The organism is Poseidonibacter parvus (assembly GCF_001956695.1).
In the GTDB taxonomy this organism is placed as follows: Bacteria; Campylobacterota; Campylobacteria; order Campylobacterales; family Arcobacteraceae; genus Poseidonibacter; species Poseidonibacter parvus.
Map to the genome: position 1 here is coordinate 1,179,161 of NZ_CP019070.1, position 18,406 is coordinate 1,197,566.

Consider the following 18,406-nt stretch of genomic DNA (forward strand, 5'->3'; position numbering starts at 1 on the left):
TATAATATATATTACAAAAGGAGCTAAAGTGGCTAAAGGGAAAAAGACAAGTATTAAAGAAATCAAAAGACTTGATAACAATGAAATAATGATTAATGGAAAAGAATATATTATTACAGAAGATACAAAAGATATTGAAAGTGCGATAACTATGAAAATTTCTTCAAATGGTAATAGAATTTTAAGATTTGAAGATGCTAATAAAAAAGCAAGAATTGATGTAAAAAAGAATTTTAATATCGTAAAGTATTCTTTTGTAGATAAAGATGCAGCTTCAAAATTTAAAAAAGGACATGATCAAAACTTCTTAACAAAAGATGATTTAAAAGAAGTAATTGGAAATGCAAATTGTCATAAAGATGCAATGGAAATGATATATAAATTTACAGATAAAAAAAGTGATTCTTATGATTCAAAATCTGGCAATATGAACTTTTATTTATTTGAAGAAATAAAAGATTAAGAGTAAAAAAGACTAAATATTACAAACTGACATAAAATTAAAACAAAATCATAAAATTTTGTATACTCTCATTTAATATTAATAAAAGGATTATTAAATGAGAGTATGTGGAATCGAATTAAAATCAAACTATACAGTATTAACAGTTGTTGATTTTTTATCTGATGATATTGTTGACTATATTGATTTAAAAATAAAAAAAATCACTTTAGACGATGATGAAAATAAACAAAGTATAATTTCTTACCTCAATGAAATAAATAGTTTTTTCAATAATGAAAAAGTTGAAAAAATAGTAATAAAAAAACGCTCAAAAAAGGGAGCCTTTTCAGGTGGTGCACTAACTTTTAAAATGGAAGCTTTAATACAGTTATATCCTAATGCTGAGGTAAAATTGATATCACCTCAAGCACTATCCTCTTATGAAAGAAAAAATGAAATCACTTATCCTAAAAATCTAAAAAAATATCAAGAACAATCATATTTAGCTATATTATCTATACTTTTTAAATAATTAAATGTAAAAAAGTGTAAATTTTACAATAATTAATTAATTATTTCTAAGTTTTATAGTAATATATCGAAATAAATTAGATATGGGAAATATATGATAAACGAAGAACTTCTTTCAACTTTGACTATTCTTTATGTTGAGAATGAAGAAAAAGAGATAAATAACTTTAAAATAACATTTGAAAAATTATTTAAATCAATTATATTTGCTTCAGATGGATTAGAAGCAATGAATAAATTTAATGATGCGCTTTCAGATAATATTATTATTGATTTAATAATTAGTGAAGTTTCTTTAACCCATTTAAGTGGAATAGATTTTTTAACTCATGTAAAAAAAGTTGATACTAATATACCATTTATCTTTACAAGTAGTACAATAAAAACACAGGATTTAATTAGTGCTATTAAAAATGGTGCAAGCAATTACCTTCTTAAACCAATAACAAAAAATCAAATAATAGATGAAATTGAAAAAAAATGTTTAAATCAAAAAGAAAAAAAAACTAACTCTACATATATCAACGAATTAGAAGAATATTTAAATTCAATCAATAAAGTAGCAATTGTTTCAATCTTTGATGATAATGGGAAAATACTTTATGTAAATAATTTTTTTAGTGAAGTTTCAAAATACCTTGAAGAAGATTTACTTGAACAAGATTATAGATTTACTTATCATAGTGATATTTCAAAAACTATATTAGAAGAACAATGGAATGAGCTTAAAAAGACTAAAAGTTGGAAAGGTAAAATAAAACATTTATCAAAGAATAACTCAGTGTTTTATACAAATACTACAATTACCTCTGTTCTTAATAATAAAAAGAATAAATTTATAAGTATAAATTTTTTAACAACAGAAGAAGAAAATAAAAAAAGAGATTACAAGAAAAAAGTACTTTATAACTTACAAGAAACGAGAAGAGTATATAATGTTGCACAAGATAAAATTCAAGAATTAAAAACAGAAATCTCAAAATATGAAGATGTTAATAAATATGAAGAAGAATTAATTAATCAAAAAGAATTAAGCATAAGGTATTATAAAGAAATTAAAGAGCTAGAAAAAAGAATTTCAAACTTAGATAGTAAACAAAGACAGCTTTCAATTGGAATTAACAATAAAATAAAAGAGATTACAACTATTACACAAGAGAAAATCAATAAAAAGACTAGTACTGAAAATAAAATAAAAGAAATTCAAAGTGAAATAGAAACAAGAGAAGAATTAATAGTAAGAATATCAAATGAAATAACTAAAAGATCATCAAAAGTTAATGAACAAGAAAATAGGATAAAAGTTTGATAAATTATAAGTTTTTAAAAACAATAAATATTTTATATATCCAAAATGATGAAAATATTAAAAAAGATTTTCTACGCTTAATGGATGGCTTATTTAACAAAGTTATATGTGTTAATAAAGGAAAAGATGGAATTGAAGAATTTATAAAAAATAAAGATGAAACTTTTATTTTTGATCTTATAATATGTGATATTGATTTGCCAGATATAAATGGAATTGAAATAATAAAAAGTATAAGAAATGAAGATTTGGAAATACCAATTATTTTACATACAGATAATACAGAGCAAGAAAAACTCTTTGAAGTAATCAAATATAATATAACAGATTATTTACCAAAAAACAGTTCTAAGAAAACATTAATTGATTCTGTACAAAAAGCTTCACGAACTAGACATCATGATAAATTTATGGAAGATATAGAAGAAGACTTAGAAGAATTAATTAATGCAATTAATGATGTTGCCTTAGTTAATAAAACAGATATTGAAGGTAATATAACTTTTGCAAATAAATATTTTTGCGAAACATCAGGTTATTGTCAAGAAGAAATAATTGGTCAAAATCATAGTTTGATAAGAGCTAAAGATGTAAATGTTGAACAAGTAAAAGATATGACTAATACAATGAAATTAGGAAAGGTGTGGGAAGGAAAGATGAAATATATTTCAAAAAACAAAGAAATATTTTTTGCTTACCTTACTATTATTCCTATTAGAAATTCTTTTAATAATGATATAAAAGAGTTTATGTGGATTAGATTTATATCAACTGATGAAGAGATAGAACAGAGTGAATTTAAGAAAAAAGTTGTACAAAGTATTCATTCTAGTAGAAGAATTAATCTTGAAGCTAGAGCTGAAATAGATACTTTATTTAAACAACTAGATAAATGCAAAGAACTTGAATGTATTAAAGGTTCATTATTTGAAGAGAAAAAGCGAGTTTCAAAATTTGCGAATCAAATAGCTTATTATAAAAAAGAGTTAAAAACTAAAGAAGATAATTTAAGAATTATAAGCCAAAATGCAAGAGAAAAGATTAACAGCTTATTACTTAAAACAAAAAAAACTACACCTGATACAAAAGTTAAAAGTGTTAATAATGTAGAAGTTTTATGCACAAAACTTAATATAAAAAATAAAAGTATTAATGAATTAACAAAAGAATTAGATAATCAAATTGATATTATCGAAGAATTAGAACTTCAGATTGATCATGAAGAAAGAAATTTAAGTTTAATATAATAAAAAGGTCAGTTATGGATATAAAAGAGATTATTAACTCACTTAACTTAATATATTATGAGTTTGATACTAAGAAAAATATTTTAATCAAAGATGTTAATTATTCTAACAAATATACAAAATTAGAATTTTTTAAAATCACATATTACTTAAGCAAAAATAATATCTTTTTTAAAGTTTTAAAAGATAAATCTATTCAATTATCACAAAACAAATTTGAAATAAAAAAATGCTTTACATCATTTCTTGAAAAAGTAAAAGATTCAAATAAAGATATTTTTTTATTAAATGATAAAAAAGTAAAAGGTGCTAAAAATATTCCTTTATTTAAAATTGTTTATACAAAAGAACAAATTAAATTAGATGGATATGATGCCTTGATTTTTACATCAAAAAATTCTATAAATGCAATAGATTCTATAAATGAAAAATGGAAAAAAATACCCTCTTATGTGATTTCAGAGCAAACAGCAAAATTAGTAAAAGATTTAGATGGAAATGTAGAATTTATTAGTAAAACAAAACATGGAAATGAATTTGCTTATGAATTAATAAATAAGTTAAAAGGTAAGAGAGTCTTGTATCTAAGAGGAAAAAATATTGTCTCAGATTTAATAAACATATTAAAAGCTAATAATATTGATTGTTTAGATGAAATTATTTATGAAAATAGATTTGATGAATCGATAAAGAAGAAAAAGATACCTAAGAATTCAAAGATTATTTTTACTTCACCTTCTACTATTGAGTATTTTTTTAAAGTTTTTTCATGGGATGAATCTTTTACTGCTGTATCAATTGGTAAAACTACAGCTAAATATTTTCCTTCAAATATAAAACCAGTACTTGCAGATGATACCTCATTTAAATCTTGTGTTGATAAGGCTTTGTCTCTATAGGTTTTTAGGTAAATGGTTATTTAAAGTAATATCGAAACTAGCACCTTTATACTTTTTGTTGTTATACATATATGTAACGTTAGTGGCACTTACTTTTCCTTTCATACCGTTTACAATCATATTATAAGCAATATGAAGGCCTAATCCTGTTCCTTTACTTTTATGCTTAGTAGTATAGTAAGGGTCAAATATTTTCATTAATATATTTTCAGGAATTCCTCCTGCACTATCTTTTATTTGAATATGAGTTTGTTTATCTTCATAATAAGTATTTATAAATATTAGTTTATCTTCATCATTTAAACTTATTAAAGCATCTTTTGCATTATTGAAAATATTTATTAGACACTGTTTTAATTCATTTGGATAACCATCAATTTTTATGTCATCTTGGAAGTCTAATATTAAATTTATGTTATTTGTCTTTGCACTTGGATTAACAAGTTCAATAAAACTTTCCATACATTCTTTTAAATCATAAGTTTCAAGAATTCTTTCACCTTTAATAAAGTTTTTAAAATCCTCAATAGTCTTAGACAGGTATTGAGTTTGAGTATTAATTGTTTCGCATGCATCATTTAAACTTTCATCTGTGAGTATATTATACTCTTTTTGCATTTTCATACCTGTAGCAGATGTGGATATTACACTTAATGGTTGTCTCCACTGATGAGCAATATTTCCTATCATTTCTCCCATTGATGCCATTTTAGTTTGCTCAAATAATTGTATATCTTTTTTTCTATTCTTTTCTATTTCGATAAATATTTTTTTCTCTCTATTAATAATTTTATCTTGCATAAAGATAAAACTTTTTAATAAATTATCAAGTTCAATATATTCTGTTTTTTCTGTTTTTCCATGATATTTATCATGTGCCATATTATTCATATTTGTTATAACTGTATCTAATGGTTTCCAAATAGATTTAAATAATCTTATTGAAAAATAAATTGACAAGAAAATCAATAATAAAATAAAACAAGAAATAAGAAATAAAAGTTGATTAAATGATTTGAATAAGGAGTCATAAGATTCTCTTACTATTATATACCAATCGAGTTTTTGTGATATTCCGTATATCCCAATATTATCATCTTTATTAATGCTATCAAAATGTATTTGTTGATACTCTTGTTTTTTTAATATAAACTCTTTATACAATTGCGTATTTTTAATTGTAATTCTTTGAGAAATTAATTCTGGTTTTTCTGGATTTGCTAAAAAAATACCTTTTTGATCCAAAATACGGACCATACTCGTACCATCTTCACTTTTGAACTTACTTGCAAAATCATTTAATGTGCTTAAATTAATAATTAATACTGCAAAAAAGTTTTCATTTATTTTTAATGAATAAGAAATTTCAGGTTTCAAACTTATATTTGATAAATAAACATCTGACCAATATTCTTTATCTGAATTTTTAATATTTAAAAATGATTTTGAATTCGAATAATCAAAGCCTTTAAATACCTTGTTTTCTAGTGTTTTAGAAGAAAAATCTACTAGTATACCTTTTTTATCAAGTATTAAAATAGTAGATATATCTTTTTGAACATTTAATATATTTTCAATTAGATTATGTTTTTTCGAAGGATATGAGTCTTTTATAAATCTAGCTACATATTCGATATTTGAAATAATATTATTAGATGCTTCTTCTACAATCTTTACTAAGTGCAGATGTTTATTATAAACTGAATCTTCCTTTGCCTTATACATCTCGAATAAAATCCAACTTGAAGCTAATAATAAAGGTATTGTTGCAAATATTATAAAATAAAGTATAATTTTAGCTTTTAAACTAGTCCTTTTAATCATTTTTATTCTTCAATTCTTACGTATTTTGCATTTTTCACTTTCATCATAAAATATTCTCTTGTTACATCACCATATTTATCAAAAGTTATATTTCCTTGAAGACCTTTATATATTTCTTGTTTAAGTATTCGTTGTTTTAAAGTGGAAATATCACTTGATTTAGAAAGCTTATTTATTAAAATTTTTCCAAGTTCATATCCTTGGGTTTCTATAGCAGAAGGTTCTTTGTTGTATGTTTTCATAAATAGATTTCTAAACTTTAAAAAATCTATATCCTTAGAATTTTCATCATATTCAGTAGAAAAAAGAACATCTTCAACTGCTCTTCCTCCATTTGAAATAAAATCCTTAGTTTTTGCCCAGCCTGAAGCTAGTATTTGACCTTTGATATCATTTACTTTTAAATATTGAATAATATTTGCACTATCAATTGAATTTGCTATGACTACAATTAAGTCTATTTTTTTTATTTTTAAATTTTCAACAATATTTTTATATGGTTCATTTATATCAAATTTTTCAACAAAGCTATTTTGCCATTTTAGCTGAAGCTCTTTTTTAAAGAATTTTTCATAATCACTTGAATAATCTTGGTTTTTAGAATCGTATATAAAAACAATATTTTTATTTTTTTTAACATATTCTATTAAGCCTTTAAATTTTTTATCAGAATTTTCAACTTGAATTCTTAAAAAATTATCATCTTTTTTATTGAAATAATTTGAACTAGCAGTTGGAGATATTAGTAATGTATCTGTTTGTTTATCTATTATTTGATAAGAAACTTTCGACATTGAGCTAGTAGTGTTACCAACTATTAGTTTTATATCATTTTGCAGAAAATATTCAATTGCTTTTTTTGCTTCATTTTCATCTTGTTTATCATCTTTTTGAATAATTTCTACTTTTTGATTGTTAATCATATAGTCTATTTCTTCAAAAGCAAGAGTAAATCCATCTCTTATGCTTGTACCTAGAGCAGAATATTTTCCACTAAGACCTGCTACAAAACCTATTTTAATATCTTCTTCTTTTGTATTTACACATGAATTAAAAAAAATAATTATAATAAGAAATGATATATATTTCATCTTTTACCTTTCTATGCAAGAATGTCTATTTTAATTAATTGTAACATAACTTTTTATTATCTAACTTTTTCAAGTATGAATGCTTGGATGATATAAGCTCTAATTTGATAAAATGCAAATTTTAAAATAGTATCAAAAATCAAAAAGGTTTAATAATAATGAGCGAGAAAAAAGATTTTTTACGTCTTAAAGTTGAAGAAGATTTACAAGCTGGTAAATATAATAAAGTTATAACACGATTCCCTCCTGAACCAAATGGTTTTCCACATATAGGACATGCTAAATCAATTTGTATAAACTTTGGTATTGCCGAAGATTATGAAGGTTTTTGTAATTTAAGAATGGATGATACAAATCCAACAAAAGAAGATACTAAATATGTTGAAGCTTTAAAAGATGCTGTGCAATGGCTTGGTTTTAACTGGGGAGATAAAGTACATTTTACTTCAGATTATTTTCCTAAATTATATGAATATGCAATACAACTTATAAAAATGGGTAAAGCATATGTTGATAGTATAAATGAAGAAGAAATGAGAGAATTTCGTGGAACTGTAAAAGAAGCAGGAAAACGAAGTATTTATGCAAACAGAAGTATTGAAGAAAACCTAGAACTTTTTGAAAAGATGAAAAATGGTGAATTTAAAGATGGTGAGCATGTATTAAGAGCTAAAATAGATATGAGTGCTGCTAATATGAAACTAAGAGATCCTCTTTTATACAGAATTAGACATGCGCATCACTTTAGAACAAATGATGATTGGTGTATTTATCCAATGTATGATTTTGCTCATTGTTTATCTGATTATTTAGAAGGTGTTTCTCACTCAATTTGTACTTTAGAATTTGAAAATAATAGAGACATTTACAACTGGGTACTTGATACTTTAGGTTTAGAACTTCCACGACCTTACCAACATGAGTTTGCGAGGCTTGGAATTAATTATACAGTAATGAGTAAAAGAAAGCTTTTAGAGCTAGTTCAAGGTGGACAGGTTTCAGGTTGGGATGACCCAAGAATGCCTACAATTGCTGGGTATAAAAGAAGAGGGTACACAAAAGAATCTATTTTAAATTTCTGTGATCAAATTGGGATTGCAAAAGCAAATTCAATGGTAGATGTTGCACAATTAGAATTTTGTATTAGAGATGATTTAAATAAAAAAGTTCCTAGAGTTATGTGTGTTCTTGATCCTTTAAAAGTAACAATTGAAAACTATGAAGGTAGTGAAGAAATTGATGCTTCTTATTATCCTCATGATGTACCAAAAGAGGGTTCTAGAAAAATACCTTTTTCAAAAGAGATATTTATAGAAAAAGATGATTTTTGTGAAAATCTACCAAAAGGATATTTCCGTCTTACACCTACACAACCTGTACGATTAAGACATGGGTTTATAATTACTTGTAAAGAAGTTATAAAAGATTCAAATGGAAATATTATAGAAATAAAAGCACAATATCATCCAAACTCAAAAAGTGGTGAAGATACAAGTGGTATAAAAGTAAAAAGTGCAATACAATGGGTAAGTTCTAAAGACGCAAAGCAAATTGAAGTAAGATTATATGACAGATTATTTAAAGATGAAGCACCTGAAGGTTTAGAAGACATTAATCCAAATTCATTAAAAGTTATCAAAGATGCTTTAATTGAACCTGCTGTTATAACACAAAAACCAGATACTAGATTTCAATTTGAAAGACAAGGTTATTTCTATGCTGACCCAATTGATTATAGTGATGAAAAACCAGTATTTAATAAAATTGTAGGTTTAAAAGATTCATGGGCTAAAAAAAGTGTTAGTAAAGAAAATGCTAAACAAGAGCCAAAAAAAGAAGTAAGAAAAGAGCAAGTAGTTGGTTCTGAAACTCCAATGAATGATGAGCAAAAAGAGTTATTTGAAAAATATACAAATGAACTAAAACTAAATAGTGAAGTTGCAAATATTTTAGCAAGAGATGAAAAACTTTCTTCTTTTTATGAAGAAGTTTTAAAAGAGTTAAATAGTCCTATTAGTATTGCAAATATTGTAGTAACTGAAGTAGCAAGAGTGTTAAAAGAAAAACAAATAGATGAGCTTAAATTTAATTCAAAACAAATAGCACAGCTTGTAAAAATGCTTGATGATGAAACTATTTCAAATAAGATTGCAAAAGAAGTATTTGAAGAAATGTCTAAAATAGGTGAAAATCCAATAACAATAGTTGAGCAAAAAGGTCTTGTTCAAATAAGTGACCCTGCTATAATTTTACCTATTATTGAAGAGATTATTGCAAAGAACCCTGATAATTTAGAAAAATATAAAGCAGGAAACAAAAAACTTCTAGGTTTTTTTGTAGGGCAAGTATTAAAAAATACAGGTGGAAAAGCTAATCCTAAAGTTGTTAATGAACTTGTAGGTTTAAAACTACAATAAAAAAGAAGAGCTCTTGGCTTTTCTTTTTTCCTTTGATAAATAATAAATAATATTTACTGAATTCAAAGAAGATACCATTTTTACAATCTTTTAAATAAAATATTAAAAATCAATATTTATTAATAATTAAATTATAAGATGATAGACTTAGATAAAAATTAATATTTTATTTAAAATGTGAGTAAAAAACAAATGAAAGAAAACCAATTTACTATACTATTTGTGGATGATGAATCTGATATTCGAGAAGAAATGGAAATGTACCTTCGTAATATATCAAAAGAGTTTTATCTTGCAGAAAATGGTGTTGAAGGTTTAAAATTATTTAAAGAAAAAAAGCCTGATCTTATTCTTAGCGATATTGTTATGCCTAAAATGAATGGTCTTGAAATGTCTGAGGAGATTAGAAATATTTGTTCTGATGTTCCTATAATTCTTCTTACAGGAAATAGTGATGCCGAATTTTTTAAAAAAGCTATTGATCTTTCTATTGATAAATATATAAATAAACCAATTAATTTAAAACTATTAAATAAAACTATTAATCAAATTACTAAAAACTTAAATACAAAACTAGAAATAAAAAAACAAGCTACTCTTTTAGAACAATATAAAGAAACAGTAGATATGAGCTCAATTGTTTCAAAAACAGATATAGAAGGAAACATTACTTATGTTAATGAGCAATTTTGTTTAATATCTGGCTATAAAGATTTTGAAATTTTAGGGAAAAAACACAATCTTATAAAACACCCTGATATGGATGCTAAAATATATACTAATTTATGGAAAACTATTAAAAGAGATAAAAAACCTTGGAGTGGAGAACTAAAAAATAAGAAGAAAGATGGTACTCACTATTGGGTAGATACAACAATAAATCCTATTTTAGATCATGACAATAATATTATTGAGTTTATTGCTTTAAGAAGAGATATTACTCATGAAGTTCAAATGCGTGATTATTTTAAAAATGAATTAAATATTACTAATAAACAATTTAGTTCAGCATTAAATATTTCAAAAGAGTATGAAAAAGCTATTAATGAAAGTACAGTAGTATCAAGAACTGATGCAAGTGGTAAAATAATATATGTTAATGACCAATATATAGATATTTCTGGGTTTTCGAAAGAAGAGTTAATAGGTAAAACAAATAGAATAGTAAGACATCCTGATAATCCAAATAAGATATTTGAAGACTTATGGAATGTAATCACTTCTGGACAAATATGGCACGGCGTTTTAAAAAACCAATCAAAAAATAAAAAACCATATTGGATAAATACTACTATTGTTCCTATTACAAATGAGAATAAAAAAATTATTGAGTATATGGCAATAAGTAATAATGTTACAGAAATTTTTTATCTTCATTCTGAAATTGAAAATACCCAAAAAGATGTTATTTATAAAATGGGACAAATAGGAGAAACAAGAAGTCAAGAAACAGGAAACCATGTAAAAAGAGTTGCTAATTATTCTAAAATATTAGCTAAATTATATGGTTTAGATGATAAAAAAGTAAATCTTCTTTATTCTGCAAGTCCTATGCATGATATTGGAAAAGTTGGTATTCCTGATAGCATACTTAATAAACCTGGGAAATTAAATGATGAGGAATGGGAAATAATGAAAACCCATACCCAAATAGGGAAAGAAGTACTTTCTGGATCTTTAAGAGAAGTTTTAAATGCGGCAAGAGTAGTTGCATATGAACATCATGAAAAATGGGATGGAAGTGGATATCCTAGAGGTTTAGAAGGTGAATCTATTCATATCTTTGGTCGTATTACTGCACTTGCTGATGTATTTGATGCACTAGGAAGTAATAGGTGCTATAAAAAAACATGGAGTGATGAAAAGATTTTTAAACTATTTAAGGAAGAAAGAGGAAAACATTTTGAACCAAGACTAGTAGATTTATTTTTTGAAAATTTAGATATGTTTTTAAATATCCGAAATAAATTTAAGGATTAAATTATGAAAATAATTAAATTAATAGTTTCCTTAGTGCTTTTTTATAATGTTAGTTTTGCGAAAGAATTTTTAAATGTTGGTTATGATTTAAGTAACACTACTATGCTTTCAAAAAAAGATATGAAAGTTGCAACGGATATATTATTGAAAAAGTTATTGGAGAACTTAGATATTCAATCAAGTTTTATATATTATTATAATCCTTTAGAAATACAAAAAGATATTGACACAAGTAAACTTGATTATATTACAGTAACTCCTTTAAGGGTTGTAAAGTATTTAGATTTAGATAGTTTAGAAAAAGCTTTTGGTCAGGGTTCAAACAATATGAAAGAATATAATTTGATTCTAATATCAAGAAGTGAACTTAATATTGATAATGATAAAGAATTAGCGGACAAAAAAATCCTAATGAATACAAAAAATGAACTTCATACTTTATATATAGATTATATTTTTCTAAAAAATATAGGAAATCAAAAAGCAAAACTACATTATTCTAGATCCTATCAAAGATCAATTTTAGATTTGTTTTTCAAAAAAGCTGATGTAGCTATTGTTACTCAAAAAAGTTATGATATAGCAATTGAATTAAACCCTCAAATTGCAAAAAAAGTTTCAATTTTTAAGAAAACTAATATTTCAGACGCACAATTAGGTTTTTTTAGAAAAGGTTTAGATGAAAAAATTAAAAAAAGTATGAGAAATGCTACTGATAATATTAATTCAACAGTTAAAGGGAAACAACTTTTATCTTTATATAAAACAGAAAAAATTGTTGAAACAGATTTGAACTTATTAAAACCAATTAGAGAATTAGTAAACAAATTTAATAAACTAAAAAAGGTTAAAGGTATAAAGTGAGAAATCATATTTTTAGTATATTTAGAATAATGCTAATTATTCTTTTGCCATTACAATTATTAGCCGATGATTCCTCGAAGTTAAGTGGAAAAATGGGATATTTAATCGATGGATTAAGTAGTGTAAAATATAAAGATGCAAGAATTGCATTTGATTTATGGAAAATTGAAGTAACTAAAAATAATGATATTGATGTATCAATAAAATATCTTGATACAGAAAAAGAAATAATTAAAGGATATAAAAATTCTGAATTTGAATATATTTCAATAAATCCTTTTTTCTATTTAAAAAATAGTAAGCTTATTGATAGTCTTACTCAAACTTGTTCTATAACATTAGAAGGGGATAAAGAGTTTGAACAATATGTTTTACTTGTTAAAGATAAAAATATAAAAACATTAAAAGATTTAAGAGGGAAAAAAATTGGAATTGAGAATGATGATTATCTAGCAAAAATCTTTTTAGAATATGAAAGTTTAAAAAAATTATCTAAAAATTTAAAAAAATCTCGTTATGAGATTGTAAAAACGAAAAAAAAATCAACTGCCATTTTAAACACATATTTTGGGAAAATAGATGCCTGTGTAGTTCCAATAAGTACATATAATTTGGTTCAAGAACTTAATCCTTCTGTTAGTAAAAAATTAAGAGTATTAAGTGTTTCCCAAGAGATATTTATGCCGCTTATAACTTTTTTTCATAAAGATGCAAATAAGCAATTTGTAGACATTTTAATAAATGAAATAAATATTCTTCCTACTACTTCTCAAGGACAAAATATTTTAAATCTTTTTAAAATAAAAGGTGTAAAAAAAATAGAGTGTAAAAAATTAGAACCTCTTAAAACGTTTTATAAAAAATACGAATTATTAAAAAGTAGTAAAAAATGAGAAGAATTAAACTATTTTCTAGTTTCTTTCAAAAAATATTCGTTCTTCTCTCTAGTACAATTTTAATACTTGTATTATTTTCAGAATACTTAATTTTAAAGTCTCAAGAACAATCATTAGTTAATGTAATGTATTCAAAAGCAATTACTATTGCAAAAGCAATTACTCTTGTAACTTCTGATGCAATGGTTACAAATGATAATAGTTTTATTGTTGAGCACTTACAAAAAGTAATTGAAGATAATGATGTAATAAAATATGCAATAGTTACAAAAGCTCAATATGAAGATGAGATTATACTTTTAACACAGGAAAATTGGTCTTTATTATCAAGTCTTCCTTTAAATATTAAAAACACACATAGTGAAACAATTAATTCTGAAAAGATTAAATCTAGAATAGTAGATGAAAAAGTTTTTCATGTTTCTTTTCCTGTAGTTTTTACAGGAATTAAATGGGGATGGATAGATATTGGTTATTCACTTGATGAGTATAATAATGATTTAGATTTTTTATATAAATCAATGCTTATTATTTTAATTGTAGTTTTAGGAATATCTTTTTTATATTCATTTTTTATTTCAAAATGGATAGTAAACCCTATTTTATTAATTAATAAAGCTGCTCATAACGTTTCAATTGGAAAACTTGATACAAAGGTTGAGATTAACTCACAAGATGAATTAGGACAATTGTCAAACAGTTTTAATCATATGACTAATACTTTAAAACTTTCAGATGAAAGACTTAGAAAATCAAATGAAGAATTAGAAATTAGAGTACAAGAAAGAACACATGAATTAAATCAACTTAATCTTGATTTAGATAAAAAAATTCAAGAAGAAGTATCAAAACAATCACAACAAGAAAAAATGCTTATTCAGCAATCACGTTTTGCTGCAATGGGAGAAATGATTGGAAATATTGCTCATCAATGGAGACAGCCTTTAAATGCAATGGGTCTTGTAATTCAAAATTTAGAACTTGCTTATGAAATGGAGATGATTGATGAAAAATATATTAATAGAGTTATTACTAAATCAAATAGATTATTAGGTTCTATGTCTCAGACAATTGATGATTTTAGAAACTTTTTTAAACCAAATAAAAAAGTTGAAGTATTTTCAATAAAATCTTCTATTGATATTTCAATAGATATTATTAAAAATACTTTAGAAAATAATATGATAAATATTATAGAAAATATAGATGAAAAGCTTACTATTAAAGGTTTTCCAAGTGAGTTTTCACAAGTTATTTTAAATCTTCTTGGAAATGCAAAAGATGCTTTAGTTGAAAATAATGATAGTAATAATAGAGAAATAATCATAAATGTTTCAAAAGAAGGTAAAGATGTATTAGTGAAAATATCAGATAATGCAGGAGGAATACCTTTAAATATAATAGATGATATTTTTGATCCATATTTTACAACAAAAGAAGAAGGGAAGGGTACTGGAATAGGTCTTTATATGTCTAAGATGATTATTGAAAACAATATGGATGGTTCTCTTCTTGCTAAAAATGAAAATAATGGTGCAAGTTTTCTAATAAAAATGAAAATAAATGAAGAGATACTTTAAAGTTTAAACTTTAAAGCATCCTCTAAAATCATAGGTTTAGAAATAAGATAACCTTGGATTACAGGACATTTTCTTTCAATTAAAAAATCTTTTGTTTCTTCTGTTTCAATACCTTCTGCTACAACAGTTTTTTTCATAGTTTTTGCCATAAGAATAATTGTTGATACCAATTCTTCATCATCTTTATTTCCTGGAATATTATTAAAGAAACTTTTATCAATTTTTAGTTCATCAATTTTAAGAGTTTTAATTGAGTTAAGAGATGAATATCCTGTTCCAAAATCATCAAGAGAGATTTTAAAACCAAGCTCTTTTATTTTTTCAATTATCACTTTTGTTTGATTAATATTAATCATAGCGGCACTCTCTGTAATCTCTATTTTTAGAATATTAACTAAGTTTTTATCTTTTAATATAATTGCTTCTAAAAGATTAATAAGGTCGTGGTTTATTTGTAAACGTGAAACATTTACAGCTATTTTAAAATCTTCTTTAAATACTTCTTTTATTTTGTAATAATCTTCTACTGCTTGTTTAATTACCCAAGTTCCAATAGGTATAATTAATTTTGATTCTTCAGCATAAGGAATAAATTCATCAGGAAAAACTTCTCCATTTATTGGATGTTTCCATCTAACTAATACTTCAAAACCTACAAGTTTATTTTTTGTTAAGTCGCACTGTGGTTGATAAGTTAAATAAAATTCTTGATTTTGAATAGCTAAATTTAAATCATTATGCAATAAAGAAATCTTATTTACTTTATCTGCCATATTTTGAGAAAAGAAATGATAATTGTTTTTCCCACTATTTTTAGATTTGTACATAGCAATATCTGCGTTTTTAATTAGTGTATCAATATCATCTTTTTGTGTGTCATTTGGATATATACTAATACCAATACTACAAGATATAAAATGATTGTTTTCATCAATTTTAAAAGGTATTTGTAATTTAGTAAGAATGTTTTTTGCTACCATTTCAGTATCTTCTTGGGTTTTTATTTCATTAAGTATTACAATAAACTCATCTCCACCTAAACGCGATACAATATCACTTTCTCTTAAAACACTTTTTAATCGATTAGCTGTTTTCTTTAGTACTTCATCTCCAGTTTCATGTCCATATGTATCGTTAATTTGTTTGAATCTATCTAAATCAATAAACAAAACTGCAAATTGATAATCATGTCTTTTTGATATTTTTATTAATTGAGACATACTTTCTTTAAGTAAAAGTCTATTTGGTAATTTTGTTAAGGTATCATAATGAGCTAAAGATTGTAACTCTTTTTGGTTTCTTTGAATTTTTGAATAATCTGAATAAATAGCTACATATTGTATGGCTTTATTATTTTCATCATAAATAGTTGAAATAGCAACCCATACTTTATAAATTGTTCCATCTTTCTTTTTATTGTAAATCTCACCTTTAAATGTGCCATTCTTTATCAGCTCTTCCCACATATTTTTATAATATTCTTTATCATGTTTATTTGACTTTAAAATTGCTGGAGTTTTACCTAATATATCAGATTTTGTATAACCTGTCGTTTTTGTAAAAGAATCATTAATTGAGATAATCTTAGCTTTAATATCTGTAATTAGGATGGATTCTATTGTTTGTTTAAATATTCTCGAAGTTTGTTCTAATTTTAATTCACGTACCTTATGATCGGTTAAATCATGAATTATTGATTGTAAATAAACTTTATTTCCTATATTTATTAAAGAAGCATATATTTTTAAATATTGAGTTTTCCCATCTTTCAAAGTTCTAGATGCCTCATATGTATCAATTCCAAACTCTTCTAGATTTCTTAAGTGAGTGCTGAAATTGTGTTTATTATGAAGTATACTAAAAATCTCAACAGAAGATAATTCTTCTATATTTGTATTCTTTAAATCAAGAAGTATAGATGCTTTTTCATTAACTGATTTGATTTTTCCAATACTATGATCTATTAAAATAATTGCATCAGAAGCATAATAAAATAGTTGATTAAACATATTTTCTGATTCAACTCTTTCTGATATATCTTCAATCGTAATTAAATAAACATTACTTTTATTATCTATTTCTTCTGGAATTATTCTAAAAAAATAGTTTTTATTTTTGTAGCTAAGTTGCTTGGTTGTAATTTTATCTATTTGATTTAAATTATCTAAAGTATCACAAAAATTACTTGCTTCTTTATTCTTAAATATAGGAAAATCAGAAAATTTTCTTTTATATAATAAATCAGAAGAAATATTGAAAAATTCAAAAGCTTTTTTATTTCCAAATAATATATCTTGTTGTTCATTTATTCGTAATATTACTTCTGGCAAGTTATTACTTAGAACTTTAAAGTTTTCTAATCGTTGTTCTAGTTCTTTATTTAAGGCATGTTCAATTGTTATATCTGTAAATATACAAAATGCACCTAAAAGTTTATATTCAGCTGAAAAATAAGGTATTGCTTCAATTTTGAGCCATATTGTTTGATTAGGTACTTTATGTTTAATAGAGAAGATAGAAGTATCTTGTATTTTTTTAGTTTTAATAGCTTTAGTAGAAGGGAAATCATCAATAGATATAGCTTGAGATTTTTCATCAAGAAAAAATGAATTTATATCATTTAAGTTTTTAGATATTAAAGCTTTCTTATCTCCAAGTATTTTAGAAGCAAGATGATTTAAATCTATAATATTATTTTGTTTATCAAAATAAATAATACCTTGTTGAGAGTTCTCGAAAAGTGCTTTAAATCTGTCTTTTTGTTCTTTTTCATCTTGTATATCTCGAATAGATAAAAGAAAAGTATCATTATTTTGTTCTGACCAATTATGATAGCTTAAACTACAGTATCTAAATCCATTTTTTGTTTTAAGTAATATTTCTAAAGATGTATTTTCTTTCTCTTTATTTCTTACCCAATCTAGAAATTTTGTAATATGTTCAGTGTATATATATGAATATAAAGGTACTAAATTAGAGGTTAAGTTAAAAGAGCTAAACATTGAAAGTATTTCTTTATTTGCCCTTAATATTCGAAAATCATTAGATATTAAAGCATAAGCAATTGGAGCATTATTAAATAAAATTTCTAATTCATTTTGTGCATTTTCTAAATCTAGAATATGAGTTTGTAATTCATTATTTTGAGCTTCTAATTCAGCTTGATAAATTTCTGTAATTTGAGTAATTTCTTTTAAGCTTTTATTATTAAAATTATTAGAATTATTTGATGAAGAATTTTCTATATCTTTTAGTGCAATAGCTTTTAGTCTTTCGTATTCTTGTTTTTTCAAATTAACTTCTTTTGGAATTATTTACTTTTG

General features: G+C 24.2%; 13 protein-coding genes. 10 read left to right on the forward strand and 3 right to left on the reverse strand.

Annotated features, from left to right (window positions below):
* Positions 1-28: 28 nt before the first annotated feature.
* The 5 genes from LPB137_RS05875 to LPB137_RS05895 all read left to right on the forward strand — a co-directional run bounded on the left by LPB137_RS05875 (position 29) and on the right by LPB137_RS05895 (position 4,431).
* Positions 29-463: a hypothetical protein gene (locus LPB137_RS05875; RefSeq protein ID WP_076085677.1), complete on the forward strand. Its 435-nt coding sequence runs from the start codon at positions 29-31 to the stop codon at positions 461-463.
* A 97-nt stretch (positions 464-560) separates the two neighbouring features.
* The gene (locus LPB137_RS05880; RefSeq protein ID WP_076085680.1) at positions 561-977 is read left to right on the forward strand and encodes a DUF3010 family protein; all 417 of its coding nucleotides are present in this window, start codon (positions 561-563) and stop codon (positions 975-977) included.
* Between the two features lie 93 nt (positions 978-1,070).
* Entirely contained in the window at positions 1,071-2,285 is a 1,215-nt protein-coding gene (locus LPB137_RS05885) for a response regulator (RefSeq protein ID WP_076085682.1), read from the forward strand.
* On the forward strand, positions 2,282-3,532 hold the full coding sequence (locus LPB137_RS05890; RefSeq protein ID WP_076085685.1) for a response regulator: 1,251 nt from the start codon (positions 2,282-2,284) through the stop codon (positions 3,530-3,532). The genes LPB137_RS05885 and LPB137_RS05890 overlap by 4 nt, the downstream gene beginning before the upstream one ends.
* Before the next feature lie 14 nt (positions 3,533-3,546).
* Positions 3,547-4,431 carry a uroporphyrinogen-III synthase gene (locus LPB137_RS05895; RefSeq protein WP_083657144.1) on the forward strand — a complete coding sequence of 295 codons (885 nt, stop codon included), beginning with the start codon at positions 3,547-3,549 and terminating at the stop codon, positions 4,429-4,431.
* Here LPB137_RS05895 and LPB137_RS05900 read toward each other — a convergent pair.
* Together LPB137_RS05900 and LPB137_RS05905 are read right to left on the reverse strand one after the other, a co-directional pair.
* Positions 4,426-6,255, reverse strand: coding sequence for a sensor histidine kinase (locus LPB137_RS05900; protein ID WP_076085688.1), 1,830 nt, complete (start codon positions 6,253-6,255; stop codon positions 4,426-4,428). The genes LPB137_RS05895 and LPB137_RS05900 overlap by 6 nt on opposite strands.
* A 2-nt stretch (positions 6,256-6,257) precedes the next feature.
* Entirely contained in the window at positions 6,258-7,346 is a 1,089-nt protein-coding gene (locus LPB137_RS05905) for an ABC transporter substrate-binding protein (protein WP_076085691.1), read from the reverse strand.
* A 158-nt stretch (positions 7,347-7,504) separates the two neighbouring features.
* Here LPB137_RS05905 and LPB137_RS05910 point away from each other — a divergent pair, with 158 nt between their 5' ends.
* The 5 genes from LPB137_RS05910 (at position 7,505) to LPB137_RS05930 (ending at position 15,083) form a co-directional block, all read left to right on the forward strand.
* Positions 7,505-9,763: a glutamine--tRNA ligase/YqeY domain fusion protein gene (locus LPB137_RS05910; RefSeq protein WP_076085694.1), complete on the forward strand. Its 2,259-nt coding sequence runs from the start codon at positions 7,505-7,507 to the stop codon at positions 9,761-9,763.
* Between the two features lie 192 nt (positions 9,764-9,955).
* Positions 9,956-11,743, forward strand: a complete 1,788-nt coding sequence (locus LPB137_RS05915) for a response regulator (protein ID WP_076085697.1) — start codon at positions 9,956-9,958, stop codon at positions 11,741-11,743.
* A gap of 3 nt (positions 11,744-11,746) precedes the next feature.
* A complete protein-coding gene (locus LPB137_RS05920; RefSeq protein WP_076085700.1) occupies positions 11,747-12,607 on the forward strand; it encodes a PhnD/SsuA/transferrin family substrate-binding protein in 861 nt (286 codons plus the stop codon).
* Positions 12,604-13,500, forward strand: a complete 897-nt coding sequence (locus LPB137_RS05925) for a PhnD/SsuA/transferrin family substrate-binding protein (RefSeq protein WP_076085703.1) — start codon at positions 12,604-12,606, stop codon at positions 13,498-13,500. Before LPB137_RS05920 ends, LPB137_RS05925 begins: the two co-directional genes overlap by 4 nt.
* Positions 13,497-15,083 (forward strand): HAMP domain-containing sensor histidine kinase, encoded by a 1,587-nt coding sequence (locus LPB137_RS05930; protein ID WP_076085706.1) that lies wholly within the window; start codon positions 13,497-13,499, stop codon positions 15,081-15,083. The genes LPB137_RS05925 and LPB137_RS05930 overlap by 4 nt, the downstream gene beginning before the upstream one ends.
* On the opposite strand, the gene LPB137_RS05935 is transcribed toward LPB137_RS05930, so the two are convergent.
* On the reverse strand, positions 15,080-18,376 hold the full coding sequence (locus LPB137_RS05935; protein ID WP_076085710.1) for an EAL domain-containing protein: 3,297 nt from the start codon (positions 18,374-18,376) through the stop codon (positions 15,080-15,082). The two genes, LPB137_RS05930 and LPB137_RS05935, sit on opposite strands and share 4 nt — an antisense overlap.
* Positions 18,377-18,406: the final 30 nt, after the last annotated feature.

Bases quoted from the DNA above. Each gene is read 5' to 3' on its own strand.
- LPB137_RS05880 (WP_076085680.1), top strand. From the start codon at position 561: ATGAGAGTATGTGGAATCGAATTAAAATCAAACTATACAGTATTAACA.
- LPB137_RS05885 (WP_076085682.1), top strand. From the start codon at position 1,071: ATGATAAACGAAGAACTTCTTTCAACTTTGACTATTCTTTATGTTGAG.
- LPB137_RS05895 (WP_083657144.1), top strand. From the start codon at position 3,547: ATGGATATAAAAGAGATTATTAACTCACTTAACTTAATATATTATGAG.
- LPB137_RS05900 (WP_076085688.1), bottom strand. From the start codon at position 6,255: ATGATTAAAAGGACTAGTTTAAAAGCTAAAATTATACTTTATTTTATA.
- LPB137_RS05905 (WP_076085691.1), bottom strand. From the start codon at position 7,346: ATGAAATATATATCATTTCTTATTATAATTATTTTTTTTAATTCATGT.
- LPB137_RS05910 (WP_076085694.1), top strand. From the start codon at position 7,505: ATGAGCGAGAAAAAAGATTTTTTACGTCTTAAAGTTGAAGAAGATTTA.
- LPB137_RS05915 (WP_076085697.1), top strand. From the start codon at position 9,956: ATGAAAGAAAACCAATTTACTATACTATTTGTGGATGATGAATCTGAT.
- LPB137_RS05920 (WP_076085700.1), top strand. From the start codon at position 11,747: ATGAAAATAATTAAATTAATAGTTTCCTTAGTGCTTTTTTATAATGTT.
- LPB137_RS05930 (WP_076085706.1), top strand. From the start codon at position 13,497: ATGAGAAGAATTAAACTATTTTCTAGTTTCTTTCAAAAAATATTCGTT.